Annotated in this window: 8 protein-coding genes; 4 read left to right on the top strand and 4 right to left on the bottom strand. The window is 70.4% G+C overall.

From position 1 onward, the window contains the following. Positions 1-71 precede the first annotated feature (71 nt). The 3 genes from BJ998_RS45195 to BJ998_RS45185 are packed head-to-tail and all read left to right on the top strand — an operon-like array spanning position 72 to position 2,181. On the top strand, positions 72-1,106 hold the full coding sequence (locus tag BJ998_RS45195) for a Rieske 2Fe-2S domain-containing protein (RefSeq protein ID WP_184870375.1): 1,035 nt from the start codon (positions 72-74) through the stop codon (positions 1,104-1,106). Then, positions 1,103-1,261, top strand: a complete 159-nt coding sequence (locus BJ998_RS45190) for a hypothetical protein (protein WP_184870374.1) — start codon at positions 1,103-1,105, stop codon at positions 1,259-1,261. Before BJ998_RS45195 ends, BJ998_RS45190 begins: the two co-directional genes overlap by 4 nt. Next, on the top strand, positions 1,258-2,181 hold the full coding sequence (locus BJ998_RS45185) for a PDR/VanB family oxidoreductase (RefSeq protein ID WP_184870373.1): 924 nt from the start codon (positions 1,258-1,260) through the stop codon (positions 2,179-2,181). Before BJ998_RS45190 ends, BJ998_RS45185 begins: the two co-directional genes overlap by 4 nt. A gap of 82 nt (positions 2,182-2,263) precedes the next feature. Here the strand turns inward: BJ998_RS45185 and BJ998_RS45180 are convergent, their stop codons facing one another. The 4 genes from BJ998_RS45180 to BJ998_RS45165 form a co-directional block, all read right to left on the bottom strand. Beyond that, positions 2,264-3,355, bottom strand: a complete 1,092-nt coding sequence (locus BJ998_RS45180) for an SGNH/GDSL hydrolase family protein (protein WP_184870372.1) — start codon at positions 3,353-3,355, stop codon at positions 2,264-2,266. A gap of 141 nt (positions 3,356-3,496) precedes the next feature. Then, positions 3,497-4,777, bottom strand: a complete 1,281-nt coding sequence (locus BJ998_RS45175) for a ricin-type beta-trefoil lectin domain protein (RefSeq protein ID WP_312890695.1) — start codon at positions 4,775-4,777, stop codon at positions 3,497-3,499. A gap of 106 nt (positions 4,778-4,883) precedes the next feature. Further along, positions 4,884-6,356: a glycoside hydrolase family 10 protein gene (locus BJ998_RS45170; protein WP_184870370.1), complete on the bottom strand. Its 1,473-nt coding sequence runs from the start codon at positions 6,354-6,356 to the stop codon at positions 4,884-4,886. A 161-nt stretch (positions 6,357-6,517) separates the two neighbouring features. Then, positions 6,518-7,972, bottom strand: a complete 1,455-nt coding sequence (locus tag BJ998_RS45165; RefSeq protein WP_184870369.1) for an arabinofuranosidase catalytic domain-containing protein — start codon at positions 7,970-7,972, stop codon at positions 6,518-6,520. 984 nt (positions 7,973-8,956) lie between these two features. Here BJ998_RS45165 and BJ998_RS45160 point away from each other — a divergent pair. Continuing rightward, the gene (locus tag BJ998_RS45160; RefSeq protein ID WP_184870368.1) at positions 8,957-17,824 is read left to right on the top strand and encodes a non-ribosomal peptide synthetase; all 8,868 of its coding nucleotides are present in this window, start codon (positions 8,957-8,959) and stop codon (positions 17,822-17,824) included. Positions 17,825-17,830: the final 6 nt, after the last annotated feature.

Below are 17,830 nucleotides of genomic sequence, written 5' to 3'. Positions count from 1 at the left end.
CGGAAAGCCCACTACGGAACGGGCGGTGGTCTCGGTCAGTCTGTACTCCCTCAGTCGGAGAGGAGCCTGCGATGACGAGCATCCCGCGCGACCAGTGGTACGTCGCCGCCTACGGCGCCGAGATCGGGCACGACCTGTTCACCCGCACCATCTGCGGCGAGCCGATCCTGTTCTGGCGTACCCGCGACGGAGCGGTGACGGCCGTGCCGGACCGATGCGTGCACCGGCGTTTCCCGCTGTCGCAGCCGCCGTCCCGGCTCGTCGACGATCAGGTGGTCTGCGGCTACCACGGCTTCACCTACGACGCGGGCGGCAAGTGCGTCGCCGTGCCGGGGCAGAGCCGCATCCCTCGCACGGCACGGCTGCTGCCCTATCCGGTCGTGGAGCAGGACTCGTTCGTGTGGGTCTTCATCGGCGACCGGGCGAAGGCCGACACGTCGCGGATTCCCCGCGCGCCGTGGCTCGTCTCGCCGGACTACACGACGGTCGCCGGCATGGAGCCGTTGCGCGCCAGGTACTCCCTGCTGGTCGACAACCTGCTGGACCTCTCGCACGAGACGTACCTGCACGGGGGCTACATCGGCACGCCGGAGGTCGCCGCCACCCCGATCACGACCGCGGTCGACGAGGACGCCGGCATCGTCTACGTCTCGCGGCACATCGACGACGCGGAATGCCCGCCGTTCTATGCCAAGTCGACCGGTCTGCGAGGCCGGATCGCACGCTGGCAGGACATCGAGTACACGCCGCCGTGCCTCTACAAGTTGCACAGTCGCATCGCGCCGGTCGGGTCCGTGCCCCACCCGGACGGCGCCGACCCGGACGCGTTCCACGTCGAGGTGGTGTACGCCATCACGCCCGAGACCGACCACTCGACCCACGACTTCTGGTGCGTGGCCAGGGACTTCGCACTCGACGACGAGGAGGTGTCGGCGTTCCTGGCCGAGAGCAACCGCACGGTGGTGCTGCAGGACGTCGAGGCGCTGAACGTGCTCGAGCAGGTCATCGCGACCGAGCCGGCGGGCTACCAGGAACTGTCGATCAACATCGACACGGGCGGGCTCGCGGCGCGACGGCTGCTCCAGCGCCTGTGCGCGGCGTCATGACCGCGCCCTCGGGCGGCTGCGTGATCCGCGTCCACTGGGTGCAGGGCTCCGACCGGCTCCGCGCGGTGTGCCACTGCTCGGCCGAGCGCGAGTTCGACGATCCGGTCGAGATGTGGGAGTGGCTGCTCAGTCATCCCGTGGGACACGCGACATGAAGCTGGTAGTCGAGAGCAAGGAACTGATCGCCGACGGCGTGGTGCTCCTGACGCTACGGCATCCGGACGGTCACCCGCTGCCGGCCTGGACGCCGGGCGCCCACATCGACCTGGTCCTGGACGGCTTGGTCCGCCAGTACTCGCTGTGCGGCGACCCGGGCGACACCTCGACCATGCAGGTCGCCGTCCTGCGCGAGCCGTCGGGCCGCGGCGGCTCGCGGCACGTGCACGATGTCCTCCACGCCGGGCAACGGATCGAGGTGTGCGGCCCGCGTAACCACTTCCCGCTCGTCGCCGCGAAGCGCTACCTGTTCATCGCCGGTGGCATCGGCATCACACCGATCCGGCCGATGATCGCCGAGGTCGCGGCCACCGGCCGAGACTGGCGGCTGGTCTACGGCGGCAGAACCCGGTCGTCCATGGCGTTCCGCGCGGAGCTGGAGCGCTGTCACCCCGGCAACGTCGAGATCCGGCCGCAGAACGAGCACGGCCTGCTCGACCTCCCGGCGGTTCTCGCCGAGGCCGACGACGACACCGCCGTGTACTGCTGCGGGCCCGAACCCCTGCTGGCCGCTGTCGAACAGTTCCGTACCGCCGGCTCGCTGCACCTCGAACGGTTCGCGCCGAGGATCACCGCGACCGACGGGCCGCACCAGGAGTTCGACGTCGAATTGGCCCAGACCGGCACTGTCCTGCGAGTGCCGGCCGGCCGGTCGATCCTCGAGGTCGTCGAACAATCGGGGGTATCGGTGCTGTCGTCGTGCCAGGAAGGAACGTGCGGCACGTGTGAGACGGCAGTGCTGTCCGGCACGCCCGACCACCGCGACTCCGTGCTGACCGATGAGGAGCGGGCCGCGAACGACACGATGATGATCTGTGTGTCCCGGTCCTGCTCACCGCGCCTCGTGCTCGACCTCTAGGGCGTTCGCGAGCTGGAACGGACGGTGGCCGCCGGAATCGCGAGCACACGACTCCGGCGGCCTTTCAGCCATCAGAAGTGGATCAACGCAGGGTCCATTGCTGGTTGGCCTGTCCGTTGCACGTCCACAGGACGATCTTCGTGCCGGCGGTTGTTCCCTGGCCGGATGCGTCGAGGCAGAGGCCGGACTGCACTCCGGTGATGGTGCCGTTGGAGTTGACGGTCCACTGCTGGTTGGTTTGTCCGTTGCAGTCCCACACGATGACCTGTGTGCCGTTGGCCGTGCCCTGCCCGGACGCGTCCAGGCACTTGTTTCCGTAGACGGTCAGCTGGCCGTTGGCGGTGGTCGTCCAGGTCTGGCTGGCTTGGTTGACGCAGTCGGCCAGTTGTCCTTGTGCCCCGTTGGTGTCCGCCACGTCGAGGCACCGGCCGGACTGAGTGCCCACGACATGCTTGCCCTGTGGCACGACGGGGTCGCCGATGCTTCCGGGCACGGAACGCAGCGCGGTGAACCAGGTCGCGGCCATCTTGTCGTAGCCGGCGGCGGTGGGGTGGACGCCGTCGACGAGGTCGGCAGCGGTCAACGCCGCGTGCATGTCCACCAGGTGCACGTGCTTGCCCGCGGCCGCCTTGCTCTGCACGATGCCGGGGATCGCGGCGTTGTACCTCTGGCCGGCCTGCTCCTGCCCGGCGTTGGCGATCGGGATGATCGTCGCGACGAACACCTCGGCGGTGGGCACGGTCGCGGTGATGTGGTCGATCAGGCCGGATAGGCGGTTGGGGGCGTTGGCGACGTCGTAGTTCTGCAGGACGTCGTTGGTGCCGATGTGCAGCAGCACCGTGTGCGGGGTGGTGTTGCGCAGCCAGGTGACGATGTTCGCGTCGATCTGGTCGATGCGCCACCCCGAATGGCCCTCGTGGTCGTGGTCACCGAGGGCCGGCGGGCCGTTGAACAGCGAACCGACGAAGTCCTCCCGGTAGTTGCCGGCCACGAACCGCTGCCACAGTCCGATCCGGTAGCCGCCGGGAGTCTGCACGCCGTCGGTGATGGAGTCACCCAACGGCATGATCCGGACTCCGCCGTTGGATTCGGCAACGGCGGGACCGGCGCTGAGCAACGCGCTGGCAGCCAGGGCCGCCACAACCGCGACGAGCCATCTGAGCCCTGTTCGCATTGAATCTCCCTTCGGTGGTCACGAGGTGATGCGGTGGATCCGATGCTCCGGACGCACGCGGAACCGGGCACGGCGCGCGGCAGGCGCCGTACCCGGTTCCGGTCGACCGCTGTCCGCCCGGTCAGCGGACGGCGGTCGGGATCAACGCAGGGTCCATTGCTGGTTGGCCTGCCCGTTGCACGACCACAGCTCGATCTTCGTGCCGCTGGTCGTGCCCTGGCCCGTCGCGTCGAGGCAGAGACCGGACTGCACTCCGGTGATCGTGCCGTTGGAGTTGACGGTCCACTGCTGGTTGGCCTGGCCGTTGCAGTCCCACACGATGACCTGTGTGCCGTTGGTCGTGCCCCGGCCGGACGCGTCCAGACACTTGTTGCCATAGGCCGTCAACTGCCCGCTGGACGTGACCGTCCACAGTTGACTCGCCTGGTTGGCGCAGTCAGCCAGCTGCGCTTGCGTGCCGTTGGTGCTCGAGTCGTCCAGGCACCGGCCCGACTGCGTGCCCACGATCTGCTTGCCGCCGGGCGGCGGCGGGGGCGGCGGAGGCGTGCTGGAGTCGAACTGGGTGAAGAACTTCCAGACTTCGCCGGAGGTCCAGGTGTGCCAGCCGTCGCAGGTGCAGCCGTCGATGGGGCCGGGGTCGTGTCCGGCTCCGTCGAACGCGGCCCAGACCACGGGATAGCCGGCTTTGCAGCCGGAGTAGGTGGTGACGATGTGGGTGAGGCTGCCCTGCGCCGGCTCCGGCGGGTTCTGCGGGGTGCAGCCGTTGGCGCGGACGAAGGTGTCGCGTAGTGCTCGTCCGTTGGAGATGGGCAGGACGTTGTCGCGGAGGCCGTGGAGTCCCATGTAGGCGATGGGTTGGGTGCCGCCGTTGCAGCCGCTGAGGTTGGCGCCGGAGTAGACGGCGACGGCGCGGAAGACGGTTGCTCGGGCGCAGGCTAGGGCGTAGGTCATGGCGCCGCCGTAGCTGAAGCCGGTGGAGAACAGTTGTGTGGTGTCGATGCACAGGCCGGCTTCGAGTTGGCGGATCATGTCGTCGACGAAGGTGATGTCTTGGCCGCCGGGGTTGGCCCAGCCGTTGTTGTTGCCTTGGGGGGCGACGAAGATGGTGGTGTTGCCGGCGTTGTCGGCGAGGCGTCGGAGTCCGTAGTAGGACCAGTTGTAGCCGTCGGTGCCGCCGGAGTCGACGTCGTTGGCGGTGCCGCCGACCCAGTGGAAGCCGAAGATGAGTCGGTAGGGGTGGTTGTTGTCGTAGTTGGTGGGGACTCGGAGGATGTAGTTGCGGTTTTGGCCGCTGCTTTGGATGGTGTGTGTGCCGCTGGCCAGGGTGGGGGCCTTGCCACAACCGGCGGTCGCACCGGCGACGGCGACGTTCGTGTGTGGCGCGGCCGCGCCGAAGTCACTGGCCTGCGCGGCGCCTCCCACAGCCAGGACCAGTGCCGCCGCGGACGCGACAGCCCCGAGTAAGGATCTACACCTTGACACCCAACACCTCCCTGTGATGGTGGAACATCGTTGCCAGCTCCCGGGCTCAGGCGCTCTGGAGCTGGAATCGCTGGTTGGCGTCGCCGTTGTAGGTCCACTGGGAGATCCGCGTGCCGTCCGCCGTGGCGGCTCCCCACACGTCCATCGCCAGCCCGCTCAACCGGTTGATGAGACTGACCGAGCCGTCGCCCTGGTCCTTCACCTGCCACTGCTGGCTGGTCGCGTTGGTGTCCGGCTGCTGCGTGATGTCGGCGCCGCTGCTCGCACCGGCCACCTGCAGCACCAAACCGCTCTGTCGACCCCGGATCCGGTAGTAGCCGTCACCGGTGGACACGAAGTCGAACTGCTGGTTGAGCCCGCCGTCGGCCGACCACTGGATCAGCGCCGCGCCCGCCGCCGTGGAGGCGCCGGAGATGTCGGCCACCTTGCCGCTGTGCGCGGCCACCAGGCGGTACTCGACACCGGCCTGCGGGCCGCCGCCGGTGCCACCACCGCCGGTGCCACCGCCCAATGCGGTGAGCACGGCGTTGTAGGCGGGCTTCTTGTTGCCGTTCCTGTCGAACAGCAGCGGGGATTCACCCGAGCGCCAGGAGTCGCTGTCCCGGATCCCCCAGACCGTGATGCCGGCGCAGCGCGGCACGTTCAGGCAGGCCTTGACGGTGTTGGCGTACGCGGTGGACGGCGCGGACGCGATGTCGAGCTCCGTGAGCTGCACGTCCACGCCGAGCGCCGCGAAGTTGGACAGCGTCGTCTGGAAGTTGCTCGGCGGACCGCCATTGCCGAAGTGCGACTGGAAGCCGACGCAGTCGATCGGCACACCCCGCGACTTGAAGTCGCGGACCATCCGGTAGACGCCCTGGGTCTTGGGCGAGTTCCAGTCCTCGATGCTGTAGTCGTTGTAGCAGAGCTTCGCGGCGGAATCGGCGGCGCGGGCGGTGCGGAACGCCTCCTCGACGAATCCGGTGCCGAGCACGTTGCGGAACACCGAGCCGCGCAACTGGCCGCTGCCGTCGTCGGCGAACGCCTCGTTGACCACGTCCCACGCGTAGATCTTGCCGCGGTAGTGGGTCACCTCGGTGGTGATGTGGTTGTTCATCACGCTGCGCAGCGTGTTCGCGTCGTTGATGCCGCTCACCCAGCCGGGCAGCTGCGAGTGCCAGACCAGGGTGTGTCCCCGCATGCGCTGGTTGTGGGCGTTCGCGTGGCTGACGATCTGGTCGGCCGGGCCGAAGTTGAAGTTGTTGCGGGACGGCTCGATGGTGTCCCACTTCATCTCGTTCTCGGGAGTGATCATCGAGAACTCCCGGTCGAGGATGCCGCTGTACTGGGCGTCGCCCAGCTTGCTCGTGGGCACGGCGGTGCCGAAGTACCGTCCCGACGCGGCCGCGGCCGCGCCGAGGGTGGTGGCGCCGGCGGCTCCCGCCGGGGCAGGGATGAGTGCCACGGTGCCTGCCACGGCGAGCGCGGCGGCCGCCGGACCGAGCAGTCGTCGTGGCCAGCAGTTGAGGAGGCGGAGCATTGTCTTCCTTTCGAGAATGTCGTGTGGTGCAGGGAATCCGGTGCGAGCCGCAGTCCATTCCTACGGCACGACAACACGGCCGCACGTCTCGTGGCGCGCAACGCCAGGTCGTGCCGGGGCGGGCGATGCCGCCCCGGCGACCGGCTACTGTGGACCTCGGGTTATCCGAGCGTCCACTGCTGGTTGCTGCCGCCGTTGCAGGTCCACAGCTCGGCGAGCGCCCCGTCGGCGGTGGACGCGCCGGTCACGTCCAGGCAGAGCCCCGACTGCGCGCCGGTGATCGTGCCGTCGGAGTTGACGGTCCACTGCTGGTTGGCCTGGCCGTTGCAGGACCAGGTCTCCACCTTCGTCCCCGGACTCGTCTGGTTGCCGTAGGCGTCCATGCACAGCGTGGTACCGCCGAGCGTGACCGTCAGCTGGTTCGACGACGTTCGCGTCCACGACTGGTTCGGCTGGCCGTTGCAGCTGTGGATCTGCAGCTGGGTGCCGGGCGTGGTGGTGGAGTTCGGCACGTCGAGGCACTTGCCCGCGCCGACCGCGTGCAGCGGGCCGGTGGTTGCTCCGCCGCCACCACCGCTGTTGTTGTATCCGGCCGCGGTGATGTTGGCCTGCACCGCGTTCTCGGTGGCGTCGGACGGGTAGCCGGAGGTCATCACGCCCTCGTAGAAGGTGCCGACGGCTCCCTTGCTGTTGTCGCCGCCGGTGCCGAGGATGATCGCGCCCTGCTTGCGCATGGGGTTGTAGCCCGGCACGTTGGGGCGGGGACCACTGTAGAACGTGGACAGGCCGCCGGACTGCGCGTTGCCGCCGCGGATGGCCCACTGGTTCGGGCCGCCCTTGATGATCGCCGTGGTGTAGCGGTAGTTGATGGTGGGATCGTTGGCGTTGTAGTGCTGGTTCACGCCGGAGAACAGGCCGTTCTCCAGATCGGCCATGATCCACGGGCCGTTGCCGGCGCCGTAGCCCCACACTCGGATGTTGCCGAAGTAGATGGCCTCCATGGTGCCGTTGCCGTCGTCGTTGCTGTCCGTCTCGGCGTTGCCGTAGTCGAAGCAGCAGCCGCCGTTGTAGTGGGTGCCGTCGAAAATGGCGTACATGCCCTCGGGCTTGTCGCCGGTGGCGATACCCGTGGTGTGGTTGTTGCGGTAGCCGGTGCCCTGGGCCACGTAGACGCCGTAGGCCTTGTGCCCGTTGAGACTCGTCGGCGCCGCGGTGGCGTTGGCGAGGTTGTCCGGCCCGCCGGCCGCGCCGCCGCCGGGCGCCTGGGTGAGGTTGTTGCCCTTGCCGGACTGGTCGTAGATGATCGTGATGAGACACGTCGTGCCGGCACAGAAGGAATCCTGCGCGGCGGAGTCGGCGGAACCGCCGGCGCTGGTGACCCCGATGTCCCGGGTTGCGTTGTCCGACGAGCGCCTCACCTGGTACAGCGAGCCGTTGTACGTGCCGTAGAGCGCCCGGGTGGTGCTGTGCGCGGCCACGCACGGTGTGCCGCCGGCCGCGTAGATGTCACACGGTCCCTCGGATGCGGCCGGTGTCGCCGGTGCGGCGCCGACCGCGGCCCCGACCGCGAGCACCGCCGCCGCGCTCACCGCCAGGATCCGCCCCGCACGAGACATCCATGTTCGTGAGACCACAGGTGAACTCCCTTGTTCACGGTCGAATGGTGGGTGTGATGCACGTCGTGCCCGGATGTGCCTCACTCATATGGGCGGTGAGCCACCGTCGCGCCGGCCACCGACAAGCTGGGCATGACTCTCCTCTTGATCCGCTGACCGTTGGCATTGCCGTCCAGCAGGTGCCTGACCGAACGCCATGCCTGGCCGTGACCGGCGCCCGGATAAGTACTACTTATGGCTGCTCGTCGGCGGTCTGTCCAGACCTTCGTGATCCGGCTGCCGGCCGGGATGAGCGGAAGCGTCGCTGTGGCAGGCAAAACAGGGTCAGGTGACGATGCCGAGTTCCGGCGTACGTGCCGCTCCGTGCCGTGAAACTTTCATCCGGGACAGACAGGACCGGCACGGCCCACGCCGCCCGGCGCCGCCTCGGCGTCGTCCGCAACAGGTCGACCGGCAGTTGGTCCGAGGCGTGCTCGGCGACGTCAAGCCGGGCCGTGAGCAGGCAGTCGACCACGGCCCGTCGGCCCGTCACCGGGATCCGGGCGGCGTCCATGGGCGCACGTTCGGATCAGGTCGTGCAGCCGGTAGCCGCCGGCGATCGACCGACGCAAACGGCGCAGTGCCCGTGACCGGAGGATGCCGTCCGCCCCATGACTATCTCTCGCCGACGAGGATCGCGACTCGCGTGCCCGGCGGTCGCGCCGCCAGCGGTATCGCGCTGCTACCGGACACCAGGGACGACACCGTGTCCGAAGTGGACTCGTGCCGATGCCGGTGCCACTTCACCGAGGAGTCCGCCGCCCGCCCGTGGTGTCCGACGAGCGGGCGGCTGAGGAGCCCCGGACCAGGGCGTGACCAATTTGCCCTATCGGCAAAGGAGTCTTGACACAGGCGCGGCGAGCTGATGAATTCGTTGACAGCAGAAGGATCTTGTTGGCGGTCGCCCCGGCTGGCGGCGTGACGGCAGCGGGCCATGGGGGGATCGTGCAGCAGCCGCTTGGCGAATTCTTCGCGCGGGTCCGGGACAGGCCCGGGGCGACCGCGGTGGTCTTCGGCGACCGGCGGCTGTCCTTCGCCGAGTTGGACGAGCAGTCCGCCCGACTGGCCAACGCCCTGGGGGAGCGGACCGGGGAAATGGTCGGACTGTCGGTACGCCGTGGGCCGTGGATGGTGGTCGGCATACTCGGAATCCTGCGTTCCGGGGCCGGTTACGTGCCCTTCGATCCCGAGTACCCGGTCGCGCGACTGGACTGGATGCGGGCGGACTCCGGGGTCCGGGTCGTGGTCACCGAATCCGCGCTGGCGTCCGGGTTCGGGCCGGCCGACCTGGTGCTGCTCGACGACGATCTCGCCGGGTACCCGGCGCGGGCACCGGAAGTGGTCCGGCACTGGGAGGACGCCGCCTACCTGATCTACACCTCGGGCTCCACCGGGCCGCCCAAAGGAGTCACGGTCACGCACCGGAACCTGGCGTCGGTGCTGGCCGCGTGGCAGGAGATGTACCGGTTGCGGGAGCGTCCGCTGCGGTTCGTGTCGGTCACGGGCCTCGCGGTGGACCTGTTCCTCGCCGACCTGCTCCGTTCGGTGTTCTGCGGCGGCACGCTGATCATCGCGCCGGAGCGGGCGATCGCCGACCCGGCGCTGCTGCTCGACCTGTTCGCCGAACACCGGGGTGACGCCATCGAGGCGCTTCCCGGCCTGGTCAAGGCGATGGGCCGGGTGGGCGGGCTGCCGGCCCTGCGACTGCTCTCGGTGGGCTCGGAGGCCTGGCCGGCGCGGGACTTCCGGGAACTGGCCGGCAAGCTGGTCCCGGAGACCGTCGTGGTCAACGCGTTCGGGACCACCGAGACCACGGTGGACTCGTGCGTTTCGCGGCCCACCGTGGACCAGTTGGGCGGAGCCGCGTTCGTCCCGATCGGGCCGCCGATCCCCGGCACCACGGCGTACGTGCTCGACGACGCGTTGCGGCCGGCCGAGGAGGGCGAGCTGTACCTCGGCGGGGCCGGTGTGGCGCGCGGCTACCACCGCCGTCCCGGGCTGACCGCCACTCGGTTCGTCGCCGACCCGTTCGTCGCGGACGGCAGCCGGATGTACCGGTCCGGGGACGTGGTGCGGCGCAGGCCCGACGGCGCCCTGGACTATCTCGGCCGGGCCGACGAGCAGGTCAAGATCCGGGGGTTCCGGATCGAGCTGGGCGAGATCGAGAACGCGCTGCTGGCACACCCCGGGGTGCGCCGCGCGGCGGTGGTCGGGCAGCCGAGGCTGGTCGGCTACGTCGAGAGCGCGGCCACACCGGCCGAGCTGCGTGACTTCCTGGCGGACCGGCTGCCCCCGCACATGGTGCCGAGTGCGGTGCTCGTGCTGGACCGGTTACCGCTGCTGCCGAACGGAAAGCTCGATCGCCGGAGCCTGCCGGCCGCGCCGGGGCCCGGCTCGTACGAGCGTCCGCGCACCGAGACCGAGGCGGGACTGGCCCGGATCTGGTCCGAGGTGCTGGGCGTGGACCGGGTCGGCGTGCACGACAACTTCTTCGACCTGGGCGGGGACTCGATCCTCGGCATCCAGATCGCCGCGGCGGCCCGTGCCGAACTCGGTGCCGTGTGGCCGTATCGCGCGCTGTTCGACCGACCCACCGTGGCCGAGCTGGCCGCCGTGCTGACCCCGGCGGCCGTGCCGGTCGGCGGACGGGGCGCCGGCCTTCGGCTTCCGCTGTCCGCCAACCAACAGCCGCTCTGGTTCCTGCACGGCCACCAGCCCGGCAGCGACTACAACCTGGGCAAGGCGTTGCGCCTCACCGGGCCGCTGGACCTGGACAGGGTGAACCGCGCACTCACCTCGTTGGTGGCGCGGCACAGCATGTTGCGGACCACCTTCGAGGACGGCGCCCAGGTCGTGCACCCGCCGGCCCCGGTCCGGGTCGTGCTCACCGAGCAGCCGCTGGAGCAGGTGTTGCGGGCCGAGGCCGGTGTGCAGTTCGACCTGCGGACGGGGCCGTTGCTGCGGTGCACGCTGGTGCGCGTCGGCGCCGAGGAGCACGTGCTGGTGCTGATGATGCACCACATCGTCACCGACGACTGGGCCAACGAGGTGCTACTGTCCGACCTCGCCGCCCTGTACTCCGGCGAGGAACTGCCCGAACTGCCGGCCGACTACGCGGATTACACGCTGTGGCAACGGGAACAGCTCGCCAGCGACCGAGTGCGGCGGCAACTGGACCACTGGCGGAAGGAACTCGCCGGGTTGGTCCCCACCGAGGTGCCGCCGGACCGGCCGCGGCCGGTGGTCCGCGACAGCGCGGGTGCCACCCGGCAGCGATTCCTGCCCGGCGCGGCGACCGACCGGCTCAGGAGGTTCGCGCGGGATCGCCAGGTGAGCCTGTTCACCGTGTTGATCGCCGCCTGCCAGGTGCTCTTCGCCAGGTACAGCCGGCAGTCCGAGGTGGCGATCGGTACCGCGCACGGCGGCCGGGACCGGGCCGAGTGGGCGAACCTGGTCGGGTTCTTCGTGAACACCGCGGTCGTCCGGTCCACTGTGGACGAGAAGTGGAGCTTCACGGAGCTGCTGGCGCGGGTGCGGGAAAGCGTTCTGGACGCCATGGCCAACGCGGAGGTCCCCTTCGAGCAGGTGGTGCGGGAACTGGCGCCGCACCGCGATCCCGCCCGCCCGCCGCTGGTGCAGGTCATGGTGGTGATGCAGAATGCGCCGAGCCGCGGCCGGCGCTTCGCCGGTCTGACCGCCACCGAGGTCGAGGTGCCGCTGGTGGCGACGAATGTCGATCTCGCCGTGGAGTTCCGCGAGGTCGGCGGGGAGCTGCGGGTGCTGGTCAACTACAGCACCGCCCTCTACGAGGCCGGCACGATCGACGGTCTGACCGAGCAGCTCACGGGCTTGCTCGCCGCGGTCGCCGAGTGCCCCGACCGGCCGTTGCGTTCCCTGCCGCTGCCGGGGGCCGGCAGCCTGATGGGACCACCCGCCGAACCGGAGGGCGACTGCGCGTACGACCTGTTCGAGCGCTGGGCGCGGCAGGTGCCCGACCAGGTGGCCCTGGTGCACGGTTCGTCCCGGTTGACCTATCGCGAGCTGGACCGGCGCGTGACCCGGCTGGCCAATCACCTCGCCGCGCAAGGGGTCGGCCCGGAGGTTGCGGTCGGCGTCCGGTTCCCGCGCTCCATCGACCTGATCACCGCCATGCTCGCCGTGCTCAAGGCCGGCGGCGTACTGGTGCCGCTCGACCCGACCTACCCGAGCGAACGGTTGGCGTACATGGCCGAGCACAGCGGGGCGGCCATGGTCCTCAGCTCCGTGGACGCTGCGGACGCGCCCGCGGCGGTCAGCACCGTGCGGCCGGCGAACCTGGCCTACGTGATCTACACCTCGGGCTCGACCGGGCGGCCAAAGGGTGTGGCCGTGACGCACCGGTCCCTGGTGAACTACGTGCTCGACAGCGGGCGGCGGATGCGGATCGGGCCGGGGGAGCGGATCCTTGGGCAGATCTCGGTCAGCTTCGACGCGGGGCTGTGGCAGGCGCTGATGCCGCTGCTGTGCGGGGCGACACTGTGTCTGAGCCGGTCCGATGGCATCCCGCTGGAGGAGCAGCTCAACCAGGACGGCGTGACCACGCTGCAACTGCTGCCCAGCTTGCTGTCCACTGTCGACCCGGAGCGGGTGCCGGGGATCAGATCGGTGTACACCGGGGGCGAGGTGTGCCCACCCGAGCTGGTCGCGAAATGGCTGCCGGGCCGGGTGTTCGGCAACATCTACGGTCCCACCGAGACCACGGTCGCGGCCACCATGAGCGAGGTCCGCGAGCCGGGCGCGGTAGTGCCGATCGGCTTGCCGGTGGCCGGGGCCACCTGCCACGTGCTCGACCCGCATTTGCGGCCGGTGCCGGCCGGGATGGTGGGCGAGCTGTACATCGGCGGTGCGGGACTGGCCCGAGGCTACGTGGGCCGGCCCGGTGAGACGGCGGAGCGGTTCTTGGCCGACCCGTTCGGCGAGCCCGGTGCGCGAATGTACCGGTCCGGGGACCTGGTGCGGGTGCGCCAGGACGGGGAGCTGGAGTTCCTGGGCCGCGTGGACTCGCAGGTGAAGGTGCGTGGGCACCGGATCGAGCCCGCCGAGATCGAGGCGGCGCTGACCCGGCACCCCGAGGTCGCCGAGGCCGCCGTGGTGTTGCGGGACAACCGGTTGGTCGGCTACGTGGTCACCGGGCTGGCCGTGCCCCAGGTGCGCCGGTTCCTCGCGGAGTCCCTGCCGCGGCACATGGTTCCGGCGGACTTCGTCGTGGTGGACGCGCTGCCGCGGACCGCCGCCGGGAAGGTGGACCGGACCGGGCTCCCGACCCCGGAACGGGCCGTCACCAGGCACGTCGCCGCCCGAACACCGGTGGAACGGGCACTGGCCGCCGCCTGGACCTCGGTGCTCGGCGTCCCCGACGTCGGCGTGCTGGACAACTTCTTCGAGCTGGGCGGGGACTCGATCCTGAGCGTGCGGGTGGTCGCCGAGCTGGCCAAGGCCGGGTGGCACACGACGACCCAGGACATCTTCCGGCACCAGAGCATCGAGCAGCTCGCACCCACCGTTTCCGAGCGGCGGGCCGAGGCGCCCGAGGAACCGGGCACCGGTCCGATGCCGCTGACACCCATCCAGCGGTGGTTCTTCGATCGGTTCACCGAACGTCCCGACCACTTCACCATGCCCCGGTTCGTCGAACTGGTCCCGGGCGTCGACCCGAATGCCGTCCGAGCCGCTGTCCAGGCGGTGCTGGAACAGCACGAGGTGTTGCGGACCCGCGCCGAGCAGGTGGCCGGGGAGTGGCGATTGCGGATCGGCACGGAACTCGGGGAGTTCTGGGAGCGGCACACCGGGACGGAGATCGATGCCCGCGTCGCCGCGGCGCACGGCGAGTTGAGCCTTCGGGACGGTCCGTTGGTCAAGGCGATCTTCTTCGACCACGGAGCTCGACTGTTGCTCATGGTGCATCACTTGGTGGTTGACGGTGTCTCCTGGCGCATCCTGTTGGACGACCTGCGTACGGCGTACACGCAGGTGAAGGCCGGGGAGCCGGTGGATCTGGGGGCCAGGACGACCTCGATGCGGCACTGGGCACGGCGCCTGGTGGCGCACGTGCAGTCCGGGGCGCTGGACCACGAGATCGACTACTGGGCGTCCCGAATGCCGGCGGAACGGCCCGCCACGGCGACCGTTGCCAGTACGGAGCGGGTGACGGTGCGGCTGGACCGGGCGGAGACCACGGCGCTGCTGCGGGAGGTGCCGGCCGCTTACCGGACGCAGCCCAACGACGTGCTGCTCAGCGCGCTGGCGGCCACCCTGGGCGGCCGGGTCGTGGTCAACCTGGAGGGGCACGGGCGGGAGCAGTTGTTCCCGGAGGTGGACCTGAGCCGCACGGTGGGCTGGTTCACCAGCCAGTTCCCGGTTCTGCTGGACCTTCCGTCCACTTCGGACTGGGGTGCCCGCCTCAAGGCGGCCAAGGAGCAGCTGCGGGCCGTGCCGGGGCGCGGGATCGGCTTCGACGCGCTGCGCCAGCTGACCGATGCGCTGCCGGGCGAGGGGGAGCCCCGGGTCAGCTTCAACTACCTGGGCCGGTTCGCCGAGCCGGATCGGGCCGGGCAGTTCTACACGGGCCGCGAGTTCCCGATGGTCGACGGCATCCATCCGGCCGAGTCCCGGCCTTTCCCGCTGGAGGTGACCGGCCGGGTCGCCGCCGGCGAACTGGTGCTGACCTGGGACTACTCCCGTGATCAGCGCCAGCGGGCGGAGATCGACGGGATGGCGACGGCGATGCTCACCGCGTTGCGGGAGATCACCGCCCACTGCCGTGCCGGACACGGCGGCCGCACCCCCTCGGATTTCCCGCTGGCCAATCTGACCCAGGCCGAGGTGGACGCGCTGGTCGGCGACGGGCGGGCGGTGGAGGACGTGTACCCGCTCAGCCCGCTCCAGGCCGGCCTGCTGTACCACTCGGTGACCGAGGACGTGTACTCCCGGCGGATCACCTTCCAGATCGAGGGCGTCACGGACCTGGAGGTGCTGGCGGCGGCGTGGCGGGGTGTGGTCGCGGCCGCCCCGGTACTGCGCAGCACCGTGCACTGGGTCGGGGTCGGCGAGCCGGTCCAGGTGGTGCACCGGGACGCGCGACCAAGGATCGAGCAGCACGACTGGCGGTCCCGGTCGGCCGTCGAGCAACGGGCCGGGGTCTCCCGGCTGATGGCGGCGGACCAGGCCGCCGGGCTGGACCTGGGCGAGCCGATCCCGCTGCGGCTGACGCTGATCCGGCTGACCGAGACCCGCGTGCAGGTACTGCTGACCACCCACCACCTGTTCGTGGACGGCTGGAGCGTGTCCCGAATGCTCGCGGGAGTGCTCGCGGCCTGCGCCGGCGAACAGCCAGGTTCGGTGGCCGACCGGCCGTACCGGGACTACGTGGAATGGCTGCGTGGTCGGGACGAGCAGGCCGCCGTGCGCTACTGGCGGGCCGAACTGGCCGGGTTTCGGGCGCCGACCCCGTTGCCGTACGACCGGACGCCGGCGGCCGACCACCGGACCACCCGGTCGCGGACCGTGGTGGTTCCGCTGCCGGAGCTGCGCGAGTTCGCCCGGCACAACCGCGTCACCGTGAACACGATCATCCAGGCCGGCTGGGCCGTGGTGCTGGCCAGGCACGCCGATGTGACCGACGTGGTGTACGGGGTCACCGTGTCCACCCGGCCGCCGGAACTGCCCGGCGCCGAGACGATCACCGGGCCGCTGATCAACACGCTGCCCGCCCGGGTCCGCATCCGGCCGGACGAGCCGGTGCTTGACCTGCTGTCCCGGTTGCAGCAGGAGCAGGTGCGCGCCCGCGAGTTCGACCACCTGCCGCTCACCCGGCAGCAAGCCGTCAGCGAGATGCCCCCGGGAGCGCCGCTGTACCACAGCGGGATCGCCGTGGAGAACTATCCGGGCGACCCGCTGCCCGTCTCCGGAAACGGCATTCGGATCCTCGACCTGACCGGGGAGGATGCCACCCACTTCCGGCTCGGGCTGATGGTGTATCCGGACGCCGAACTGCACCTGAGCTATGACACGGAACTGTTCGACGCGGCGACCGCCGAGCGGCTCGCCGGCCACCTGGTGACCGTGCTGGCCGGGCTGACCCGAGGTGGCCGGGTGGTCGACCTCCCGATGCTCTCCGGGGCCGAACTGTCCGATGTGGACCGCTGGCAACGGGAGCCGGTCCAACCGGCCGAGCCGCGCGGCGTGCCGGATCTCTTCGCCGAGTGGGCACGCCGGACGCCGCAGGCCCTCGCGCTGCCCGGCGTCACCTACGCGGAACTGGATGAGCGCACGAACAGGTTGGCGCACAAGCTGATCGAGCACGGGGCCAGTCCGGAGACCTTCCTCGCCACCGACGACCTCGTTGGCATGCTGGCGATCCTGAAGACCGGCGCCGCCTACGTGCCGGTGGACCCGAAACTCCCGGCCGAGCGGCGGCGCTGGATGCTCCGCGACTGCGGCGCAACGGCTTTCGTGACCGGCAAGGAGGACGTGAGCGGCTACCCGGCCACCCCGCCGACGGTGGTGTCGCATGTGGACAATCCGGCGTACGTGATCTACACCTCGGGTTCCACCGGCCGCCCCAAGGCGGTGGTGGTGACCCACCGCGGCGTGGTCGACATGGTGGAGACCGTGGTGCGCCGGGCAGGCGTCGGGCCGGGAGCCAAGGTGGCGCACTGGCTCCCGATCGGTTTCGACGCCTCCTTCTTCGAGTTCTGCATCGCCCTGCTGACCGGGGCGACCGCTGTGCCGCACCGGGGCGACACCGCCGAACTGGTCGAGACGATCACCGCCGAGGGCGTGACGCACCTGGTGGCCCCGCCCGCCGTGTTGGCCACCTTGCCCGCCGAGCGCATGCCGGTGGGACTGACCGTGATCAGCGGCGGGGAGGTGTGCACCGAGGAACTCGTTCGGCGCTGGTCCCGCAACGGGCGGATCTTCAACGGCTACGGCCCCAGTGAGGCCACCGTGTGCACGACACTGGCCGGGCCGCTGCGCCCCGGCCCGGTGCCGATCGGACGGCCCACCATCGGCACCACGGTGTCCGTGCTGGACCGGTGGTTGCGGCCCGTGCCGGTCGGCGTGGTCGGCGAGTTGTACCTGGCCGGGCCGAGCCTGGCGCGCGGGTACCTCGGGCTGCCGGGGCTGACGGCCAGCAGGTTCGTCGCCGGGCCGGACGGGCAGCGCCGGTACCGGACCGGGGACCTGGTCCGGTGGGGACCGGACGGGAACCTGTTCTTCGTCGGGCGGGCCGACGACCAGGTGAAGGTGCGCGGGTTCCGGGTGGAGTTGGGCGAGGTCGAGGCGGTGCTCGGCCGGCACCCGGCGGTCGAGCGGGTGGCGGTGCTGGCAGTGGGCGACGGGCCGGCACGACGGCTCGTGGCGTACGTGGAGTCGACCGTCGACGAGCGGGAACTGCGCGGGTACCTGGTCGAGCGGCTGCCGGATCACCTTGTGCCGCACCAGTTCGTGCTGCTCGACCAGTTGCCGCTCACCGCGAACGGAAAGGTCGACCGGCGGGCGCTGCCGGACCCCGGGGCCGTGCGGGCCGAACTCGATCAACCGCCGCGCACCGACGCCGAACGGGAGGTGGCCGCGATCTGGCGGGAACTGATCGGGCGCGAGCGCATCGGCGTGCGGGAGAAGTTCTTCGAGGCCGGCGGTTCCTCGCTGACGCTGCTCCAGTTGGCCGGCCGGCTGGCCGTGCCGGTCGGCGCGCTGCTGGACGACTCGACCATCGAGGCGATGGCCGCGCGACTGGACGCCGGGGCCACCCCGGCCGACCAGGAACTGTGAGGCGGG

Origin of the sequence: Kutzneria kofuensis, assembly GCF_014203355.1 — a bacterium.
Taxonomy (GTDB): domain Bacteria; phylum Actinomycetota; class Actinomycetes; order Mycobacteriales; family Pseudonocardiaceae; genus Kutzneria; species Kutzneria kofuensis.
The sequence above is the reverse complement of the archived record's forward strand: the minus strand, read 5'-3'. Positions and strand labels throughout refer to the sequence as shown.